Source organism: Pseudomonas sp. 05L36 (genome assembly GCF_056398125.1).
Map to the genome: position 1 here is coordinate 60,789 of NZ_JBFTOU010000002.1, position 17,844 is coordinate 78,632.

The 17,844-nt window shown below is 59.3% G+C and carries 18 protein-coding genes; 12 read left to right on the forward strand and 6 right to left on the reverse strand.

The genetic code is table 11. The features are described from left to right. Positions 1–5: 5 nt before the first annotated feature. From AC1DKH_RS02105 to AC1DKH_RS02115, 3 genes are read right to left on the reverse strand one after another with little or no spacing between them, the layout of a single operon-like run. Positions 6–677 carry a PP2C family protein-serine/threonine phosphatase gene (locus AC1DKH_RS02105; RefSeq protein ID WP_477797282.1) on the reverse strand — a complete coding sequence of 224 codons (672 nt, stop codon included), beginning with the start codon at positions 675–677 and terminating at the stop codon, positions 6–8. Next, entirely contained in the window at positions 674–1,375 is a 702-nt protein-coding gene (locus AC1DKH_RS02110; protein ID WP_477797283.1) for a hypothetical protein, read from the reverse strand. Before AC1DKH_RS02110 ends, AC1DKH_RS02105 begins: the two co-directional genes overlap by 4 nt. A 1-nt stretch (position 1,376) precedes the next feature. After that, positions 1,377–2,171 (reverse strand): MarR family transcriptional regulator, encoded by a 795-nt coding sequence (locus AC1DKH_RS02115; protein ID WP_477797440.1) that lies wholly within the window; start codon positions 2,169–2,171, stop codon positions 1,377–1,379. 527 nt (positions 2,172–2,698) lie between these two features. Between AC1DKH_RS02115 and AC1DKH_RS02120 the strand changes: the two genes are divergently transcribed. Beyond that, positions 2,699–3,007, forward strand: coding sequence for a DUF3077 domain-containing protein (locus AC1DKH_RS02120; protein ID WP_477797284.1), 309 nt, complete (start codon positions 2,699–2,701; stop codon positions 3,005–3,007). Positions 3,008–3,095: 88 nt separating this feature from the next. On the opposite strand, the gene AC1DKH_RS02125 is transcribed toward AC1DKH_RS02120, so the two are convergent. After that, complete coding sequence (locus AC1DKH_RS02125; protein WP_477797285.1) at positions 3,096–3,776, reverse strand: zinc metalloprotease; 681 nt, start codon at positions 3,774–3,776, stop codon at positions 3,096–3,098. A gap of 128 nt (positions 3,777–3,904) precedes the next feature. Between AC1DKH_RS02125 and AC1DKH_RS02130 the strand changes: the two genes are divergently transcribed. From AC1DKH_RS02130 to AC1DKH_RS02175, 10 genes are all read left to right on the forward strand, one after another. Further along, a complete protein-coding gene (locus AC1DKH_RS02130; protein ID WP_007980298.1) occupies positions 3,905–4,366 on the forward strand; it encodes an Lrp/AsnC family transcriptional regulator in 462 nt (153 codons plus the stop codon). A gap of 222 nt (positions 4,367–4,588) precedes the next feature. Next, a complete protein-coding gene (locus tag AC1DKH_RS02135) occupies positions 4,589–6,271 on the forward strand; it encodes a flavin monoamine oxidase family protein (RefSeq protein ID WP_477755089.1) in 1,683 nt (560 codons plus the stop codon). 12 nt (positions 6,272–6,283) lie between these two features. Next, the gene (locus AC1DKH_RS02140; protein WP_477755088.1) at positions 6,284–7,078 is read left to right on the forward strand and encodes a carbon-nitrogen hydrolase family protein; all 795 of its coding nucleotides are present in this window, start codon (positions 6,284–6,286) and stop codon (positions 7,076–7,078) included. Positions 7,079–7,126: 48 nt separating this feature from the next. Next, complete coding sequence (gene pqqF, locus AC1DKH_RS02145) at positions 7,127–9,556, forward strand: pyrroloquinoline quinone biosynthesis protein PqqF (protein ID WP_477797286.1); 2,430 nt, start codon at positions 7,127–7,129, stop codon at positions 9,554–9,556. Between the two features lie 158 nt (positions 9,557–9,714). Further along, positions 9,715–9,789, forward strand: a complete 75-nt coding sequence (pqqA, locus tag AC1DKH_RS02150; RefSeq protein WP_003444522.1) for a pyrroloquinoline quinone precursor peptide PqqA — start codon at positions 9,715–9,717, stop codon at positions 9,787–9,789. A 78-nt stretch (positions 9,790–9,867) separates the two neighbouring features. Continuing rightward, the gene (gene pqqB, locus AC1DKH_RS02155) at positions 9,868–10,779 is read left to right on the forward strand and encodes a pyrroloquinoline quinone biosynthesis protein PqqB (protein WP_477762851.1); all 912 of its coding nucleotides are present in this window, start codon (positions 9,868–9,870) and stop codon (positions 10,777–10,779) included. Between the two features lie 138 nt (positions 10,780–10,917). Next, complete coding sequence (gene pqqC / locus AC1DKH_RS02160) at positions 10,918–11,670, forward strand: pyrroloquinoline-quinone synthase PqqC (protein WP_007993179.1); 753 nt, start codon at positions 10,918–10,920, stop codon at positions 11,668–11,670. After that, positions 11,667–11,942, forward strand: a complete 276-nt coding sequence (gene pqqD / locus AC1DKH_RS02165; RefSeq protein ID WP_090451769.1) for a pyrroloquinoline quinone biosynthesis peptide chaperone PqqD — start codon at positions 11,667–11,669, stop codon at positions 11,940–11,942. Before pqqC ends, pqqD begins: the two co-directional genes overlap by 4 nt. Beyond that, positions 11,914–13,086, forward strand: a complete 1,173-nt coding sequence (gene pqqE, locus AC1DKH_RS02170) for a pyrroloquinoline quinone biosynthesis protein PqqE (protein ID WP_477755085.1) — start codon at positions 11,914–11,916, stop codon at positions 13,084–13,086. The genes pqqD and pqqE overlap by 29 nt, the downstream gene beginning before the upstream one ends. Beyond that, complete coding sequence (locus AC1DKH_RS02175) at positions 13,052–14,878, forward strand: S9 family peptidase (RefSeq protein WP_477797287.1); 1,827 nt, start codon at positions 13,052–13,054, stop codon at positions 14,876–14,878. The genes pqqE and AC1DKH_RS02175 overlap by 35 nt, the downstream gene beginning before the upstream one ends. A gap of 156 nt (positions 14,879–15,034) precedes the next feature. Here the strand turns inward: AC1DKH_RS02175 and AC1DKH_RS02180 are convergent, their stop codons facing one another. Both AC1DKH_RS02180 and AC1DKH_RS02185 read right to left on the reverse strand, forming a co-directional pair. Further along, positions 15,035–15,193 (reverse strand): YqaE/Pmp3 family membrane protein, encoded by a 159-nt coding sequence (locus AC1DKH_RS02180; RefSeq protein WP_003228885.1) that lies wholly within the window; start codon positions 15,191–15,193, stop codon positions 15,035–15,037. A gap of 205 nt (positions 15,194–15,398) precedes the next feature. Then, the gene (locus AC1DKH_RS02185) at positions 15,399–16,682 is read right to left on the reverse strand and encodes an aspartate aminotransferase family protein (RefSeq protein WP_477797288.1); all 1,284 of its coding nucleotides are present in this window, start codon (positions 16,680–16,682) and stop codon (positions 15,399–15,401) included. A 169-nt stretch (positions 16,683–16,851) separates the two neighbouring features. Between AC1DKH_RS02185 and AC1DKH_RS02190 the strand changes: the two genes are divergently transcribed. Further along, positions 16,852–17,781: a LysR family transcriptional regulator gene (locus AC1DKH_RS02190; RefSeq protein ID WP_477797289.1), complete on the forward strand. Its 930-nt coding sequence runs from the start codon at positions 16,852–16,854 to the stop codon at positions 17,779–17,781. Positions 17,782–17,844: the final 63 nt, after the last annotated feature.

Here is a 17,844-nt window from a genome sequence, read left to right on the forward strand (position 1 = left end):
ATGTTTTACAGCCTCACATCAATCCAAGTCACATCATCGTCTACATCGGTGATTTCAATGGCAGGAGCTGCAAGCACGTCATCCTGTCGAGCATCGGTCAGCTCCGCCCAAAAGCCATCCGTTGCAAACACCAGGCGCTCGCCTGCAGCCACTGAACGGAAAACAAAATCTGGATCCGGGGAACGGTTGGCCCTATAGCAACGGGTGATCTGATTGCGGGCCGGGTCAAGCGCAAGTTCCCGATGTGATCGGTCACGCCTCCAGTTCGCCTTGCAATGCGGTGGTGTGAACCACTCGATTCCACCCTCCGCACTGGCAAAGCCACATGAACAGTCGCCCTCATATGCAAGGGTGAGCTGCCCATGAGAAGCAATACCAACCAAGTAGCTTGTTGTACCGGTCTGCTTAGCAAACAGTGGAGCGTGTAAATCTGTAAGTACAGACCGTAGCAGCTGCTGGACGCCACTATGAGTAGTGTCTTCAGCGCCTTGACTAATACGGGCCTGACAGGCTTCCATCACTGCTTGCACAAACCCATGGGCCAACTGGCCGCTACCGGGCTTCGAAGTGCCATCCACGACAACAAACAGCCCCCTGACGCCATCGAATACCGCGCCAGCGCAATCATGGTTGGCTTCTCGGGCTCGCCCTTTTACCGATCTGATTTCGTATCTCATGCGAGCAGGCTCAGATCCTTCATACGCTGATGGATGAGCATGCCACGAGCGGGGTTTGCCCGAACCGAGCCCGAGCTTTGAATCGCATAGTCGATGCCACTGAGCCTAAACAGTTCACCAACGCCCTTGGCGATGAACTGCAGCAATTCAGTTTCCGCCCCTCGGACCTCCTCCAACAGCTCCGGACGCCCATCAATCAGGATAACGATGTCCTCGACATCCTTGTGATAAGGATCGCCTTCTCCGCGCCCACTGAAGGCTTCCAACTTCGTAGCAAGAAAGTAAGTCGACTTGAAGATCTGTATCTCCAGACCACTGGGTAGCTCGAACTTCACAGCGTGAGCGAGCCCTTCCACAAACCAGCGGTTCGCATAGCCGAGAACAGCGGGATCCGAAGGCATCACATCGACGATGACATCGTTGAAACGAAATCGACAGTTGACCTCGTCTTCCCCTGTGATTTTGAATTTTTTGGCCGCCAGGCGTTCTGTGAGGCGTTGCCAGGCACTCACACCAGCCAACTCGATTACCAAGTCGACATCATCAGTAAACCGGATGTCATCCATGACAGCGGTGTCGGTCACCAGCATTGCCGTCGTGCATCCACCGACAAAGGCAACTTCAGTCAATAATTCTTTGCCCAGACCTTCAGCCACGTACTCGATCAGCTCGTAATTGTGGTCAGCATTTGATGCCATCTTATTTCAGCCCCATCCCCGCCTTGAGTATGTTGACCGCTACTGCGCACTCTCTCGGTCCGCCAACGCGGATCGCATCAACGAGCGCCAAGTAATGATAAAGGGTTCGGTCCTTCTTCACCGCGTCTGGAACGGTTTTGTAGAGCGGCTCAATCGCCTGACCGCGCTCACTCCCGAAAGCATCAGGCCAAACTGGAATGAGCCCACCAGCACTTTTGAGGCTCTTGGACAGCGCTGGCGCTGCAAAGCCGGTGGGGATGCCGCGAACAATTGCACCTAGCTTTACCGGGTAAAAGTATTTGAGGGCATGCTCCGTGATTTTCACGAGCTCTCGGCGGTTCACCTTCGGAAGAGAGGTGTCGTAGTCGTTGGTGAGCAACCCCGCCTCACGACACCGTGCCATCGAGTTCGAAACCTCACTTTTACTCAAACCAAGAGATGCCGAGAGTGCGCGCAAGGAGTAGCTTTCAATCCAGCTCGACACTGGAGGGGATGGAACCGCGTCCGACCACCCCTCCCACTTGTCAGCATCGCCCCTGGGGCTATCAAGCTCCTGCACGCGATAAACTGTGTCTTCAGGATCAGGATTGTGAGCAGCCAATGCGCGACCCACCGGATCGCCAGCCACCATTGGCGGGCTCACACTGGGCTCCAGTAGCGTTTCAAATAAATCCGCCATTGACTCCGATTCCATTCTTCCAAATAGCTTCTCCTCCTGCGCGTGGAGGCTAGCCATTTTAAAAAGAAGCAAAATATCTTGACTCTTCATGAACTCCAAAAGCCCCGCCGTCCACATTCCATAAAACGTGGACACTTGTCGCACAAGAAAAGTTTTCCAGTCAAGCCATTTTACGACCACCCTGATTATCGTGCTGGTACTGATTGGAGGCTGTGCGACCGCACTTGGGCTTATACGTAAAACTTAAATGCCTCGTTCATATGCCGCTGTTTTGCCTGATTGTTTAGTTTTGTTTACTTAAGGTGTCGAAATATCGGATGACGCCTTAGGACCTTGTAGGCAAACTCCGAATCTTCTATTTGGGCACTTTGCCGCCTTGTTGCGCTTTTCCTCGACGGGATAGTCTCCGAACGTCGCTGACCATTCAGCGATCGGGCTTGGAAACCCGTCTAGTCAGGTCAAGCGCAACAGTCCCATCACGACTCCAGACGTTTTTACGGCTGCGACTCAGTGTTATGGCAGCTGTGCGTGGGACGTCTTCGGACGTGCCGGTTTCCTTGGCTCCCGGTTTCCAACCTGCGCACAGCTGCCACCCATTCGCTTGGAAACGAACGAGGCGGCTCTTTAAGCCAAGGAGTTACATCATGACAAAAGCAAATCCATCTGATCATTCAGAACTGAAAACCGTCGGCTTCACCCCCTTCCTGTATCTCTCGAATCAACCACTGTTCCACGTCTGCCGCGACGTCCCCATCGCCGACGCTCTGGCCCAAGCCTCCGACCTGCTGTTCCTCGCCAAGTCCCTCACCGTGGACACCGCCTACGCCCAAGACTCCGACCGCCACGCCAGGGCCGCGCACTATCTAACGACGATGAGCAAAGCGGTGATTGATGATGTGGTGAAGGTGCTGACGCGAAGGCCTGTTCAATCGAGAACGGATGCAGATCAATAGAACACTGTTCACAGGACCGGAAAATTCCCAAAAAGGGACCGAGAATTCCCTTTTTGGGACTGATAGAGCCAGCCTCTTCGGGCTTTCGTTATTTCCAGTGCTGAACGACATCACTGCAACTGTCAGTCCAAACACGCAGCGAAGGGATAGCCTGGACTGCCCGCAGCCGCTCCAGCATCTGCCCCGTCAACACGACCTCATACGTATCCGCCGCCCGCCCCCACTGCTCCACGATGACCATGCCGTCCACCAGCGCCCCCGCCAATTCGGCAATCGTCCCGGCCTGATCCTCTATGATTTTTTGCGTCCGATCCCACACCCGATCAGTCATCGCTTTGAGCTGCGCCGCTATGCGCTCAGACGACGCTGGATCGGTATCGGGACAGGCGATGTTACGCAACAGATGCTGAAGCTCCCTGATTTTTGCGTAATCCTGTTCCGCCCCCTGCTCGCCTTTGAGGATGGCGGCGGCTTTGGGCTTGTCGACGAGTTTTGACGCTGAAGGCTTTGAAGGCAGTGTCTGCGCCATTGCGCCAGCCAGGAGCACCATCATCCGGGCTTCCAGATGTTCCTTCATGGCTTCCATCGACGAAATTGGGCGCACCAAGGTAATGGAGGCCCCTCCCTGGTGCCGCAAATCCTTGGTCACTGTCAGCGTCACGCCGCCCGTTTCAAATCCCAGGGCGCGGGCCACCACGTAGTGCCCCATTTCGTGATGGGCGATCTGCAATGCACGGTCCCGTACAGCAGCAGGTAGCTTTGTTGTCATGTCCTTGGCCTCTCGCCCTCGACTGCATCAATCTTAGTCGATTGCCCACTCTCTTTCGGCCACAAGCGTCGCGTCGAACGAGCCTGTAACATGCTGGACCATTGATTCACGCCTCTGGAGCCACGCCGTTGCCCGACACTCGCCCCCCTGTTCTCGATGAAATCGACCGCCAATTGATTGCCGCCCTACAGATCAACGCCCGCGAGAGCGTGGCCATGCTTGCCCGGCAACTGGGCATCGCCCGTACCACGGTCACTTCGCGCCTGGCGCGGCTGGAAAAGGCCAAAGTGATCACCGGCTATGGCGTGCGCCTCGGGCAGCGGGTGGTGGATGGCGGGTTGCAGGCGTATGTCGGGATCACTGTGCAACCGCGTTCCGGCAAGGAGGTGTTGCGGCGCCTGAGCGCGATGGCGCAGGTGCAACAATTGTGTGCGGTGAGTGGTGAATTTGATTATGTGGCGTGGTTGCGCACCGATTCACCGGAGCAGCTGGATCAATTGCTGGATCAGATTGGCAGCGTGGATGGGGTGGAGAAGACCACGACCTCGATCATCTTGAGCAGCAAGATTGATCGGGGGCAGCCGGTTTGAGATTCCAATTCAGGTTTCATGGGTGTCTGAACTGACGTCATCGCGAGCAGGCTCGCTCCTACAGTGGTCAGTGTGCATATCAAGTTCGTCATATCGACCAATAAAATGGCAAAATGACGACACTTTGCGTCTTATTAACGTGTTCTGTGCTCTCTAGAATGGCTGGCATCTTTTCCTATACTCAGACGCGCATTCCGCGTCGGGTCGCCAGCAAGGTCAGCCATGAACAAGAACAATCGCCATCCTGCAGACGGTAAGAAACCAGTCACCATTTTCGGCCCGGATTTTCCTTTCGCCTTCGACGACTGGATCGAACACCCGGCCGGGCTGGGCAGCATTCCTGAGCATAGTCACGGTGCTGAAGTGGCGATTGTCGGCGGCGGGATCGCCGGCCTGGTAGCGGCGTATGAGCTGATGAAGCTGGGCCTGAAGCCGGTCGTCTACGAAGCTTCGAAAATGGGCGGCCGCCTGCGTTCCCAGGCGTTCAATGGCGCCGAAGGCATCGTTGCCGAACTGGGCGGGATGCGCTTCCCGGTGTCGTCCACCGCGTTTTATCACTACGTCGACAAACTGGGTCTGGAAACCAAACCTTTCCCTAACCCGCTGACGCCCGCGTCGGGCAGCACGGTGATCGACCTCGAAGGTCAGACCCATTACGCACAGAAGCTGTCGGACCTTCCTGCGCTGTTCCAGGAAGTGGCTGACGCCTGGGCCGATGCCCTGGAAGCCGGTTCGCAGTTCTCCGATATCCAGCAAGCCATTCGTGATCGTGATGTTCCACGCCTGAAAGAGCTGTGGAACACCCTGGTGCCGCTGTGGGACGACCGCACCTTCTACGATTTCGTCGCCACCTCCAAGGCCTTCGCCAAGCTCTCGTTCCATCACCGCGAAGTGTTCGGCCAGGTCGGTTTCGGCACCGGCGGCTGGGACTCGGACTTCCCCAACTCGATGCTGGAAATTTTCCGCGTGGTGATGACCAACTGCGACGACCATCAGCATCTGGTGGTCGGCGGTGTGGAACAGGTGCCACAGGGCATCTGGCGCCATGTGCCGGAACGTTGCGCGCATTGGCCGGCCGGCACCAGCCTCAGTTCCCTGCACAACGGCGCACCACGTACCGGTGTGAAGAAAATTGCCCACGCACCGGGCGGCCGTTTCGCCGTCACCGACAACTGGGGCGACACACGCGAATACGCCGCAGTGCTAACCACTTGCCAGAGCTGGCTGCTGACCACCCAGATCGAATGCGACGAAACCCTGTTCTCGCAAAAAATGTGGATGGCCCTGGACCGCACCCGCTACATGCAGTCGTCGAAGACTTTCGTGATGGTCGACCGCCCGTTCTGGAAAGACAAAGATCCGGAAACCGGCCGCGACCTGATGAGCATGACCCTCACCGATCGTTTGACCCGCGGCACTTATTTGTTCGACAACGGCGACGACAAACCGGGAGTGATTTGCCTGTCGTACTCGTGGATGAGCGACGCCCTGAAGATGCTGCCGCAGCCGGTGGAAAAACGCGTGAAGCTGGCGCTGGATGCGTTGAAGAAGATCTACCCGAAAGTCGACATCGCCGCGCGGATCATCGGCGATCCGATCACCGTGTCCTGGGAAGCCGACCCACATTTCCTCGGTGCATTCAAAGGCGCCCTGCCCGGCCATTACCGCTACAACCAGCGTATGTACGCACACTTCATGCAGGACGACATGCCAGCCGAACAACGCGGGATTTTCATCGCCGGCGACGATGTTTCGTGGACGCCGGCCTGGGTCGAAGGCGCGGTGCAGACGTCGCTCAATGCGGTGTGGGGCATCATGAAACACTTCGGCGGTGCAACTCACGCCGAGAATCCGGGTCCAGGAGATGTGTTCAACGAGATCGGACCGATCGCCCTGCCCGAGTAAGAGGAATCCGAAATGCGCGTAGCCCTTTACCAATGTCCACCGCTGCCTCTGGATGTCGCCGGCAACCTGCAACGCTTGCAGCAGCTTGCGCTGGAGGCAAAAGGCGCCGACCTGCTGGTGCTGCCGGAGATGTTCCTGACCGGCTACAACATCGGCGTCGATGCCGTCAGCGTGTTGGCGGAGGTGTACAACGGTGAGTCGGCGCAGCAGATCGCGCGCATTGCCAAGGCAGCCGGGATCGCCATCCTGTATGGCTACCCGGAGCGCACCGCCGACGGGCAGATCTACAACGCCGTGCAGTTGATCGATGCCAATGGCGAGCGCGTCTGCAACTACCGCAAAACTCACTTGTTCGGCGACCTCGATCACTCGATGTTCAGCGCCGGCTCAGACGAGTTTCCCATCGTTGAGCTCAACGGCTGGAAGCTCGGTTTCCTGATCTGCTACGACCTGGAATTTCCGGAAAATGCCCGACGCCTGGCCCTGGCCGGTGCCGAGCTGATCCTGGTGCCGACCGCCAACATGATTCCCTACGACTTCATCGCTGACGTCACCGTCCGCGCCCGGGCCTTTGAGAACCAGTGCTACGTGGCCTACGCCAACTACTGCGGCAGCGAAGGCGACATTCATTATTGCGGCCAGAGCAGCATCGCCGCACCGGATGGCAGCCGTATCGCCCAGGCGGGTCTGGATGAGGCGCTGATCGTCGGCGAGCTGGATCGCCAGTTGATGCTCGACTCCCGCGCCGCCAATCGCTATTTCCTCGATCGCCGCCCTGAGCTTTACGGCAACCTGAACAAGCGCTAGTCCACTGTAATCCGCTAGCATTGGCACTTCACTGTTCTGGAAGTGCCCATGCTCGCGCTGAATCAACCTCGCCCCCCTACGGAAACCCTGGCCAACGGCCTGCGGGTGACGCTGCGTCATGCCCCGAACCTGAAGCGTTGCGCGGCGGCGTTGCGCGTGGCTGCCGGCAGCCATGATGTGCCGCTGGCCTGGCCCGGTCTGGCGCATTTTCTTGAGCATTTGTTGTTTCTGGGGACTGAGCGATTTCCTGCGGGCCAAGGGCTGATGGCCTACGTCCAGGGGCATGGCGGGCAAGTGAATGCGCGGACCAGCGAACGCACCACGGACTACTTTTTTGAACTGCCACCCCAAGCGTTTACCGGTGGGCTTGAGCGTCTGTCAGACATGCTCGCCCATCCACGCATGAATCCGGACGATCAACAGCGGGAACGGGAAGTGCTGCAGGCGGAATTTATCGCCTGGTCGCAGGATCCGGTGGCGCAACAACAGCGGGCATTGTTCGATGGGCTTTCTGAGGCTCATCCGCTGCGAGGTTTCCATGCTGGCAATCGCGACAGCCTCCCGGTGTCGCAACCCGAATTTCAGCAGGTATTGCAGGATTTTTATCAGCGGTTTTACCAGACCGGGCAGATGACCTTGAGCCTGGCCGGGCCACAGAGCCTCGATGAACTAAGAGGTTTGGCCGAGACATTTGCCAGCGTCATTGCCGGCGGTGAAAAGGCCACGCAACAATCCCCGGCACCGCTGATGGCGACCTCAAACGCCAGTTATCAACAGGCTGGCGAGCGCCGACTGGATTTGCTGTTTGCCCTCGAAGCGCTACCCGACTCCGCCGCCGAAGCACTGGGTTTTCTGTGTCACTGGCTGAATGCCGAGAAACCGGGCGGTTTGCTGGCGGATTTGCGTGAGCGTGGATTGGCCGAAAAACTGAAGGCCGAGTCGCTGTATCAATTCGCCGGGCAAGCCTTGCTGCACTTGGCGTTCACATTGCCCGCCAACTCTTTGGCAACCGGGATTCGCGAGCGGCTGATGGATTGGCTGGGCTTCTTCGCCAGGCAAGACTGGAGCCGATTGCGCGAAGAATACGCAACCCTGCTCCAGCGCCAACAGCAAGTCAGCAGCGCCTTGCAACTGGCCCGACTGGACAGCGAACAACGCGAAGTCGGGTTATCTGACCAAGGCGTTACAGCCCTCAAGCAAGTCCTCAAACAAATCGGCGCTGTGGATAACTTCAGCGGCCGCTGGCAATTGCCAGCACCCAACCCGTTCTTGCCCTGCGAAGCACCGACAGCCAACGCCGGATTGATTCGCGGCCAGACCAGCGCCCACCGTGGCCTGCGCACTTTTGCCCAGGATCGCTCGCGCAGCCGTCGTGAACGTTCGCCGATGCAATTCAGCCAGGCATGGCCGGACAACGGTGCTGAAGGTGCGATTTATCTGCGCTGGCGCCTAGGTTCGACTCCCGGCAGCCACCTTCAATCACAGCTGGAAAACCACCTGCAACCATTGCGCGAAGACGCGCGTCAGGCCGGCGTGGATGTTTCCTTCAGTGCGTCGGGCAACGAATGGCTGCTGAAACTGAGCGGGCTTCAGGAGCCGATGCCCAGCGTCCTGGAGCATGCGCTGAAAGAACTGACAAAACCTGATGCCGCTGTCTCACAAGCCGAATCGACCAGCGTTGCGTTGATACCGATTCGACAACTGCTCAAAACATTGCCCGATCACTGCCTCGAGCACAGCGCGAGCTCGGATGACCTGCAGCAACTCTGGTCGAGTGCGCGATGGGATGGGTTGGCCATCGGGTTATCGGCTCAGACTCAAGCGGCCATGGGCCTGGCCTTGAGCCGCATACCCGGCGCGCCGGACAATCAACTGACGCAGCCCTCTTCGATCCTTGCACAGCATCTGTGGAGCACTGTCGATACCGCCTCCAGCGAGCACGCGTTGCTGCTGTTCTGTCCGACAGCCACCCAGGAAATGGCCGACGAAGCCGCGTGGCGTTTGCTCGCTCACCTCTCACAGACGCCGTTCTACCAGCGCCTGCGGGTGGAGCTGCAACTCGGCTATGCGGTGTTCAGCGCCACGCGGCAGATTCACGGCCAAACCGGGCTGCTGTTCGGCGTGCAATCGCCAAGCGCTGCACCAACGGCGTTGCTGCAACACATCGAGCAATTCCTGAATCGATTGCCGGAGCTGATCCACGCGCTCGACGACACCACCTTCAATGCTCAACGCCAGGCTCTGGCGGATCAATTTTCCAGCGCCGCGCTCACCACGAGCCAAGCGGCCGAATTGCTTTGGCAGGGCAAGTTGGGCGGCCGCTCGTCGGATTATCTGACGCAATTACCAGAGGCAATCCTGCTGATCGACCGCGCCGAACTGCTGGCCGCCGCACAGCGATTGAATCAGGCCGAGGGCGGCTGGCTGAGCCTGGCCAACAGCCCTGCACCCGGCACTCCCTGGCGAGCGACAAAATGATCATTACCGGGGCTGTAAGGAGCTTTCTCAAAGTTTCACGGACAATCCCTTTGAAATTTTGAGTAACATTGCCACCTAACTATCTGGAACATCTCTGAATTGAGGTGGACTATACCTATAGATAGCGCTGTCCCACCCCACTTGAAGGAGTTCAATCTATGGCCTGGACCAAACCTGCCTACACCGACCTGCGTATCGGCTTTGAAGTCACCATGTACTTCGCCAGCCGCTAATCTGCCTTGGCGGACTGCAGCTAACGCCTCGGTTATCCCGAGGCGTTTTATTTTCAGCGTTGAAATGATGGAGCGTCCATGTTTGTCCAGATTCTAGGTTCCGCTGCCGGCGGCGGCTTCCCCCAGTGGAACTGCAACTGTGTGAACTGCGCAGGCTTTCGTGACGGCAGCCTGCGGGCCAAGGCGCGGACGCAATCGTCCATCGCGATTTCCGATGACGGCGTGAACTGGGTGCTGTGCAACACCTCCCCGGACATTCGCGCCCAACTCCAGAGCTTCGCCCCGATGCAGCCGGGCCGCGCCCTGCGCGATACCGGGATCGGCGCGATCATCCTGATGGACAGCCAGATCGACCACACCACCGGCCTGCTCATGCTGCGCGAGGGATGCCCGCATCAGGTCTGGTGTACCGACATGGTCCACGAGGACCTGAGCACTGGTTTCCCACTGTTCAACATGCTGACTCACTGGAACGGCGGGCTGAACTGGAACCGTATCGAACTCGATCAAAGCTTCACCATCCCCGCCTGCCCGAACCTGCGCTTCACCCCGCTGCCTTTACGCAGTGCCGCGCCGCCGTACTCGCCGCACCGCTTCGACCCGCATCCGGGCGACAACATCGGCCTGATCGTCGAAGACCTCAACACAGGCGGCAAGCTGTTCTACGCACCGGGCCTGGGCAAGGTGGATGCAGAGCTTCTGGAAATCATGGCTGGCAGCGATTGCCTGCTGGTCGACGGCACGCTGTGGGATGACGATGAAATGCAGCGGCGTGGCGTAGGCACCCGCACCGGTCGCGAGATGGGCCACCTGGCGCAGAACGGCCCTGGCGGCATGCTCGAAGTGCTGGAACAACTGCCCGAGCAGCGCAAGGTGCTTATCCACATCAACAACACCAACCCGATTCTTGATGAGGACTCGCCGGAGCGCACGGAGCTGGATCGGCGCCAGGTGGAAGTGGCGTATGACGGCATGAGTATTGTTTTGTAAGTAGTCGAGACCGCTGCGCGGTCTATCGCGAGCAAGCTCGCTCCCACAGTTGACCGCATTCCCCTGTGGGAGCGAGCTTGCTCGCGATGAGGCCGGCACAAGCACTACACCTCTACGGTTGTTCCCCGGAGAACCGCAATGACCGACACCCCAATGTCCCCCGCCGAATTCGAAGCGGCCCTGCGCGCCAAGGGCGCCTATTACCACATCCATCACCCCTATCACGTGGCGATGTATGAAGGTCGGGCCACCCGCGAACAAATCCAGGGCTGGGTCGCCAACCGTTTCTACTATCAGGTGAACATCCCCCTGAAGGACGCGGCTATCCTCGCCAACTGCCCTGACCGCGAGATCCGCCGCGAGTGGATTCAGCGCCTGCTCGACCACGACGGTGCGCCCGGTGAAGACGGCGGCATCGAAGCCTGGCTGCGCCTGGGCCAGGCCGTGGGCCTCGACCCCGACCAACTGCGTTCCCAGGAGCTGGTGCTGCCCGGCGTACGCTTCGCCGTGGACGCCTATGTCAATTTCGCCCGCCGCGCCAGTTGGCAGGAAGCCGCGAGCAGCTCGCTGACCGAACTGTTCGCCCCGCAGATCCACCAATCGCGCCTGGACAGCTGGCCCCAGCATTACCCATGGATCGACCCGGCCGGCTACGAGTATTTCCGCACGCGCCTGGGTCAGGCACGGCGTGATGTCGAGCATGGTCTGGCGATCACGTTGCAGCACTACACTACTCGTGAAGGCCAGGAGCGCATGCTGGAAATTCTCCAGTTCAAACTGGACATTCTTTGGAGCATGCTCGATGCCATGAGCATGGCCTACGAACTGAAACGCCCGCCGTATCACAGCGTGACCGGAGAACGGGTCTGGCACAAAGGAATCACCTTATGAGTTTCGATCGCAGCAAGACCCCGACCTGGCGCCCTGGCTACCGCTTCCAGTACGAGCCGGCGCAAAAAGGCCATGTGCTGCTGTACCCGGAAGGCATGATCAAGCTCAACGAAAGTGCCGCGCTGATCGGCGGTTTGATTGACGGTGAACGGGATGTCGCGGCAATCATCAATGAGCTCGACCGACAGTTCCCCGGCGTGCCCGAGCTTGGTGACGACATCGAGCAATTCATGGAGGTTGCCCGTGCGCAACACTGGATCGAACTTGCCTGATTCATCGGTGCAAGTGCCGCCCAAACCTGAAATCGGCTTGCCGCTGTGGCTGCTGGCCGAGCTGACGTACCGCTGCCCGCTGCAATGCCCGTACTGCTCCAATCCGCTGGATTTCGCCGAACAAGGCAAGGAGCTGAGCACCGAACAGTGGATCAAGGTGTTCCGCGAAGCGCGGGAAATGGGTGCCGCGCAACTGGGCTTTTCCGGTGGCGAGCCGCTGGTGCGCCAGGACCTTGCCGAGTTGATTGGTGAAGCCCGCAAACTGGGTTTCTACACCAACCTGATCACCTCCGGCATCGGCCTGACCGAGCAGAAAATCAGCGACTTCAAGAAGGCCGGTCTCGATCACATCCAGATCAGCTTCCAGGCCAGCGACGAACAGGTGAACAATCTGCTGGCCGGGTCGAAAAAGGCCTTTGCGCAGAAACTGGAAATGGCCCGGGCGGTGAAGGCCCACGGTTATCCGATGGTGCTGAATTTCGTGACCCATCGGCACAACATCGACCAGATCGACCGCATCATCGAGCTGTGCATCGCTCTGGAAGCGGACTTCGTCGAACTCGCCACTTGCCAGTTCTACGGCTGGGCGCAACTCAATCGCGTTGGGCTATTGCCGACCAAAGAACAACTGGTGCGCGCCGAACGCATCACCAACGAGTACCGCGCCAAACTCGAAGCCGAAGGGCATCCGTGCAAGTTGATTTTCGTCACCCCGGACTATTACGAAGAACGCCCGAAAGCCTGCATGAATGGCTGGGGCAGTATTTTTCTGACGGTCACGCCAGACGGAACCGCCCTGCCCTGTCACGGCGCCCGACAGATGCCGGTGCAGTTTCCCAACGTGCGCGACCACAGCATGCAGCACATCTGGTACGACTCGTTCGGCTTCAACCGCTTTCGCGGTTATGACTGGATGCCCGAGCCGTGCCGCTCCTGCGACGAGAAAGAAAAAGACTTCGGCGGCTGCCGCTGCCAGGCGTTCATGCTCACCGGTGATGCCAGCAACGCCGACCCGGTGTGCAGCAAGTCGCCACAACACGGCGTGATCCTCAAGGCTCGCGAAGAAGCCGGGCACGCTACCCAGACCATCGACCAACTGGCCTTTCGCAATGAACGAAACTCACGCCTCATCGCCAAAAGCTGAACCTTTCAGCGCTGCCAAAGCCGTGGCCGCCGGTATCGACTTTGCCGAACTGCAGGTCGGTCGACAGGGCCTGTTCTGGAACGAGTACCGACCCGAAGACGCGGCGTGCCGGATCTGGCATTGGCGTGACGGTGCAGCGAAATGCCTGACGCCACTGGGGTTCAGCGTGCGCAGTCGGGTGTACGAATATGGCGGCGGCGCGTTTTGCCTGACGGACGACGGTATCGTTTTCGTCAACGAGGCAGACCAGCAACTGTATCGGCAATCACTGCAAGGCGAAGCGCCCGAAAGGCTGACGTCCAGTGCGTGCCGTTATGGTGATTTACAGTTCGCCAACGGGCAGGTGCTGGCGGTCGAGGAACTTCGCGATCAACACCGACTGATGGCGATCGATCTGTTCGATGGCGCACGTCACCTGCTGGCCGAGGGTGCTGACTTCTACGCGGCACCGACGCTGAGCCCTGATGCCCGGCGCCTGGCCTGGATCGAATGGAGTCGTCCGGATCAGCCATGGACAACGACCCGCTTGATGGTTGCCGAACGCCTCGCCAATGGCGGGCTTGCCGAAGCTCGTTGTGTGGCGGGCGAAGGCGCGCAAGAGTCTGTGCAACAACCGCGGTTTGATGCCAACGGTCGCTTGTATTGCCTGACCGATCGCGCCGGTTTCTGGCAGCCATGGATGGAATCTGAAAAAGGCCTGAGCCCATTGCCAAGCGCCGCCGCCGACCATGGCCCCGCGCCCTGGCAACTCGGTGGCAGCACCTGGTTGCCGCTGGGCAACGACAGCTATCTGGCCAGTTGGACCGAAGGCGGGTTTGGCCGATTGGGCATAGGCGGCGATTCCAGCGCCGACTTCACCGGCGACTACAGCCGCTTCCGCCATCTCGCCGTGGATAAGCAGTTCATCTATTGCATCGCGGCGTCGCCCGTCAGTTCAACCGCCGTCATCGCCATCGACCGCCAGAGCCGGCAAGTGCAAGTGCTGGCCGGCGGCATCGCACCGCTTGCTCCCGAACAGATCAGCCGCCCGCAAACCTTGCGCTACCCAAGTGGCTCAGGCGAAGCACACGGCTTCTTCTACCCGGCGATGACCGGCGCGGCGAAACCGCCATTGGTGGTGTTCGTCCATGGTGGCCCGACTTCGGCGTGTTACCCGATGTTCGATCCGCGTATCCAGTATTGGGCACAGCGGGGCTTCGCTGTGGCCGACCTCAACTATCGCGGCAGCAGCGGTTATGGCAGGGACTATCGTCAGGCGCTGCATTTGAGCTGGGGTGATGTGGATGTCGAAGACGCTTGCGCGGTGGTCAGCCATCTCGCCGAACGTGGCTTGATCGATGGCGACAAAGCGTTCATCCGCGGCGGCAGTGCTGGCGGTTACACCACCCTTTGCGCCTTGGCATTTCACAACGTGTTCCGCGCCGGCGCCAGTCTGTATGGGGTCAGCGATCCGGTGGCGCTGGGGCGCACGACCCACAAATTCGAAAGTGATTATCTGGATTGGTTGATCGGCGATCCTCTGCGGGATGCCGAACGCTACGCGGCCCGCACGCCGCTGCTGCATACCGGCAACATCCGCGTGCCAGTGATCTTCTTTCAAGGAGAACTGGATGCCGTGGTCGTCCCGCAGCAGACCCGCGACATGGTCACGGCGCTGCAGGACAACGGCATCCTGGTCGAAGCGCATTACTACGCGGACGAACGCCATGGTTTTCGCAAGGCCGGCAATCAGGCCCATGCGCTGGAGCAGGAGTGGTTGTTTTATCGGCGGGTGATGGATTCAGTGGACTGAAGCCTGCGTTCATTGCCGAAACGGTGGCGCCTCAATCGCGAGCAGGCTCGCTCCCACAATTAATCGCGTTCCTTTGGGAGAACTCGGTCGAATGTGGGAGTGACGGTGCGGCGATCCGACCTGCTCGCGAAGGCGATCTACCTGTCGACGCTCAACTCAGCGCTTGGCGATGATGTACACCGCATGCACGATCCCCGGAATGTAACCGCACAACGTCAGCAGAATATTCAGCCAGAACGCCCCGCCGAATCCTACTTGCAGAAACACACCCAGTGGCGGCAACAGGATGGCGATGATGATGCGAATAAAGTCCATGGGACAGCTCCTGATTGGGGTGGACTCGTTCGAGCCCTACAGCTAATCGACCTGTGCCGTTTGTCAGGGTTCAGTCCCTCTATTCCCAAGCTCCGCCCCTTCGTTGAGTTTCGCAGACAAAAAAACGCCCCACGCCAAAAGTATCGGGCGTGGGGCGTGCGTATTACCGCGAGACGGTTCTGGAATGTGTGCAGGGCGCGTCGGATCAGACGGCAATCCCTTTGCGGCATTGCAATTGCGCGGTGCGTACTCGGGAGAAGGCGCGCGCCAGGCGCAGGAGCATTTCATCGATATTGGCGTTGCTGACATTCAGCGCTGGGGTAAAGCGCAGGCAGTCGGGTTGCGGGGCATTGAGCAGCAAGCCTTCGTACAGTGCGGCCTTGACCACCGCGTCAGCGGAATCGTCCGACAGCGTCAGCCCCCAAAGCAGCCCTTGTCCGCGCAACTCGCCGTGATCGTAACGATGGGCCAACCGCTCCAAGCCTTCACGCAGGTGTTGACCGGCTTCTGCGACGTGCTTGAGGAAAGCCTTGTCTTGCACGGTATCGAGCACCGAGAGTCCCGCCGCGGCCATCAACGCATTACCGTGATGAGTGCCTGTCACCTCGCCAATGTCGAAACAGCAAGCCTTGCCCCGCGCCAGCAGCGCGGCCAATGGCACGCCGCCGCCCAAGCCTTTGCCGAGCACGACGATATCCGCCGTGACGCCGCAGGACTGTTCCGCCAGCAAGGTGCCGCAACGGCCGATGCCGGTCTGCACTTCGTCGAAGATCAGCAAAATGCCGAGTTCACGGCACAAGCGTTCGACGCCCTTGAGGTAGTGCGCGGTGGCCGGGATCACGCCGGCTTCGTTCTGGATCGGCTCGAGCATGATCGCTACGGTCCGTTCATCCACGGCCGCATGCAACGCTGGCAGGTCATTGAAAGGAACACGACTGAAGCCTGGCAGTTGCGGCTCGAATCGGTTGATCAATGTCGAACTGTCCGATGCCGAAATCGTCGCCAGGCTCCGGCCATGGCATCCGTTGTTGGCCACAATGATTCGCGACGCACCGCCGCGATGCTGTTGCCCCCATTTGCGCGCCAGTTTGATCGCCGCCTCACAGGCTTCGCTGCCGGTATTGAGCAGGTAGGCCTGATCACTGCCGGTGCTGGCACACAGATGTTCGCCGAGGCTGAGCATGCAGCGGTTGTGCAGGCCGAAACCCGGGTTGATCAGCGATTGAGCCTGGGCAGTGATTGCGTTGACCAGAACCGAAGGACTATGACCAAGGCTGTTGGCCCCGCCGCCCTGGGAAAAATCCAGGTACGCACGGTCATCGCTGTCCCACAACCATGAACCCTGGCCACGCACAAACACCTGTTTCGGCCGCTCGACACTGGGCATCAAGTACTCGCTGGAAAGGTTATCGCCTTGGGATGGCAGGGAGGCGTCCATGACCAGATCATCAAGACTGGGAGGACTGCGGCGCAGACTGAACAGATTCATCTGAAAAAACCTCTGATGAGGTTTTTTGCCTTACCTATGTAAATACCATCGAAGCAAAGGGTATTCATCGCGTTCTGTGGCCCTGTAAGCCCTGTGAATGCGGTTAGACTAGGCTCAGGCGAGGTGTTAAGCCATTTCGATTTCCCAGCATTTTCGATAAGTATTACTTATGGATTTCAAACAACTGCGTTATTTCGTCGCGGTCTATGAAGAAGGCCACGTGGGCCGGGCCGCCGAGCGCCTGTCCATCTCCCAGCCGGCGCTGTCCCAGCAAATCCGTCACTTGGAACAAAACCTCGATGTGAGCCTGTTCGAGCGCAGCAGCAAACGCCTGTTGCCGACCCTCGCGGCCCACACGCTGTACAACCACGCCCTGCCTTTGCTCGATGGCCTGCAACGGGCACGGGAAGCGCTCGGCAACTTCAAGGGTCAGGCGCTACGCACCCTGGCCATCGGTGTATTGCAGACGGTGCATACCAGCCTCGTTCCGCAGATGCTCGAACGGGTGCGCAAGGCGCAGCCGCATCTGGTGGTGCAGATCTATGAACTGACCGGGCTGGAAATCGAGCGGCGACTGCTCAACGGTTCTCTGGATATCGGCATCGGCTACCTGCCGCCCCGCCAGCCTGGCTTGCATGGCGTGATGCTGTACGAAGATGAACTGACACTGGTCATCCCGGCAGAGCATCCGCTGCGTGAATTCAAGAAAGTGTCCATGAGTCAGGCCGCCGAACTGCCGATGTTGCTGCTGGGCGAGGAATTTCAGATCAGGCAGATCTGGCAGGCACAGCTGACAAGCATGGGACGTCGCCCACAGGTGCAAGCCGAACTGAACAACATGGCCGGCATCCTCGACAGCCTGCCGCACACACGCCTGGCGACGGTGCTGCCCGGACGCTCGCAAAAGATTCATGGCAACCACGAACTGCTGTGGAAACCCCTGAGCGAACCACGAGTGCCGCTGAAAGTCGGTTTGGTGTGTCGGGATGTGCAACGGCAGCAGGCCTCGCTGGCCTTGCTGCGGACATTGCTGGAAGAGGTGATAAACGGCCCGGATGGGCGCTTGAACAGCGCGCAGGCTCTGGATGGGCTGGGCTAGAAACTTTTCTTTGGGCAAAAGAAAACCCCGCCGAAGCGGGGCTTTGCAGACTGTTTCCCTGAC

Excerpts from the sequence above, each read along its gene's own strand:
- pqqF (WP_477797286.1), top strand. The coding sequence starts at position 7,127 with ATGCTCGCGCTGAATCAACCTCGCCCCCCTACGGAAACCCTGGCCAAC.
- AC1DKH_RS02185 (WP_477797288.1), bottom strand. The coding sequence starts at position 16,682 with ATGAATCTGTTCAGTCTGCGCCGCAGTCCTCCCAGTCTTGATGATCTG.
- AC1DKH_RS02135 (WP_477755089.1), top strand. The coding sequence starts at position 4,589 with ATGAACAAGAACAATCGCCATCCTGCAGACGGTAAGAAACCAGTCACC.
- AC1DKH_RS02180 (WP_003228885.1), bottom strand. The coding sequence starts at position 15,193 with ATGGACTTTATTCGCATCATCATCGCCATCCTGTTGCCGCCACTGGGT.
- AC1DKH_RS02175 (WP_477797287.1), top strand. The coding sequence starts at position 13,052 with ATGAACGAAACTCACGCCTCATCGCCAAAAGCTGAACCTTTCAGCGCT.
- AC1DKH_RS02190 (WP_477797289.1), top strand. The coding sequence starts at position 16,852 with ATGGATTTCAAACAACTGCGTTATTTCGTCGCGGTCTATGAAGAAGGC.
- AC1DKH_RS02120 (WP_477797284.1), top strand. The coding sequence starts at position 2,699 with ATGACAAAAGCAAATCCATCTGATCATTCAGAACTGAAAACCGTCGGC.
- AC1DKH_RS02125 (WP_477797285.1), bottom strand. The coding sequence starts at position 3,776 with ATGACAACAAAGCTACCTGCTGCTGTACGGGACCGTGCATTGCAGATC.
- pqqD (WP_090451769.1), top strand. The coding sequence starts at position 11,667 with ATGAGTTTCGATCGCAGCAAGACCCCGACCTGGCGCCCTGGCTACCGC.
- AC1DKH_RS02115 (WP_477797440.1), bottom strand. The coding sequence starts at position 2,171 with ATGTGGACGGCGGGGCTTTTGGAGTTCATGAAGAGTCAAGATATTTTG.
- AC1DKH_RS02110 (WP_477797283.1), bottom strand. The coding sequence starts at position 1,375 with ATGGCATCAAATGCTGACCACAATTACGAGCTGATCGAGTACGTGGCT.
- pqqB (WP_477762851.1), top strand. The coding sequence starts at position 9,868 with ATGTTTGTCCAGATTCTAGGTTCCGCTGCCGGCGGCGGCTTCCCCCAG.
- AC1DKH_RS02140 (WP_477755088.1), top strand. The coding sequence starts at position 6,284 with ATGCGCGTAGCCCTTTACCAATGTCCACCGCTGCCTCTGGATGTCGCC.
- AC1DKH_RS02105 (WP_477797282.1), bottom strand. The coding sequence starts at position 677 with ATGAGATACGAAATCAGATCGGTAAAAGGGCGAGCCCGAGAAGCCAAC.
- pqqC (WP_007993179.1), top strand. The coding sequence starts at position 10,918 with ATGACCGACACCCCAATGTCCCCCGCCGAATTCGAAGCGGCCCTGCGC.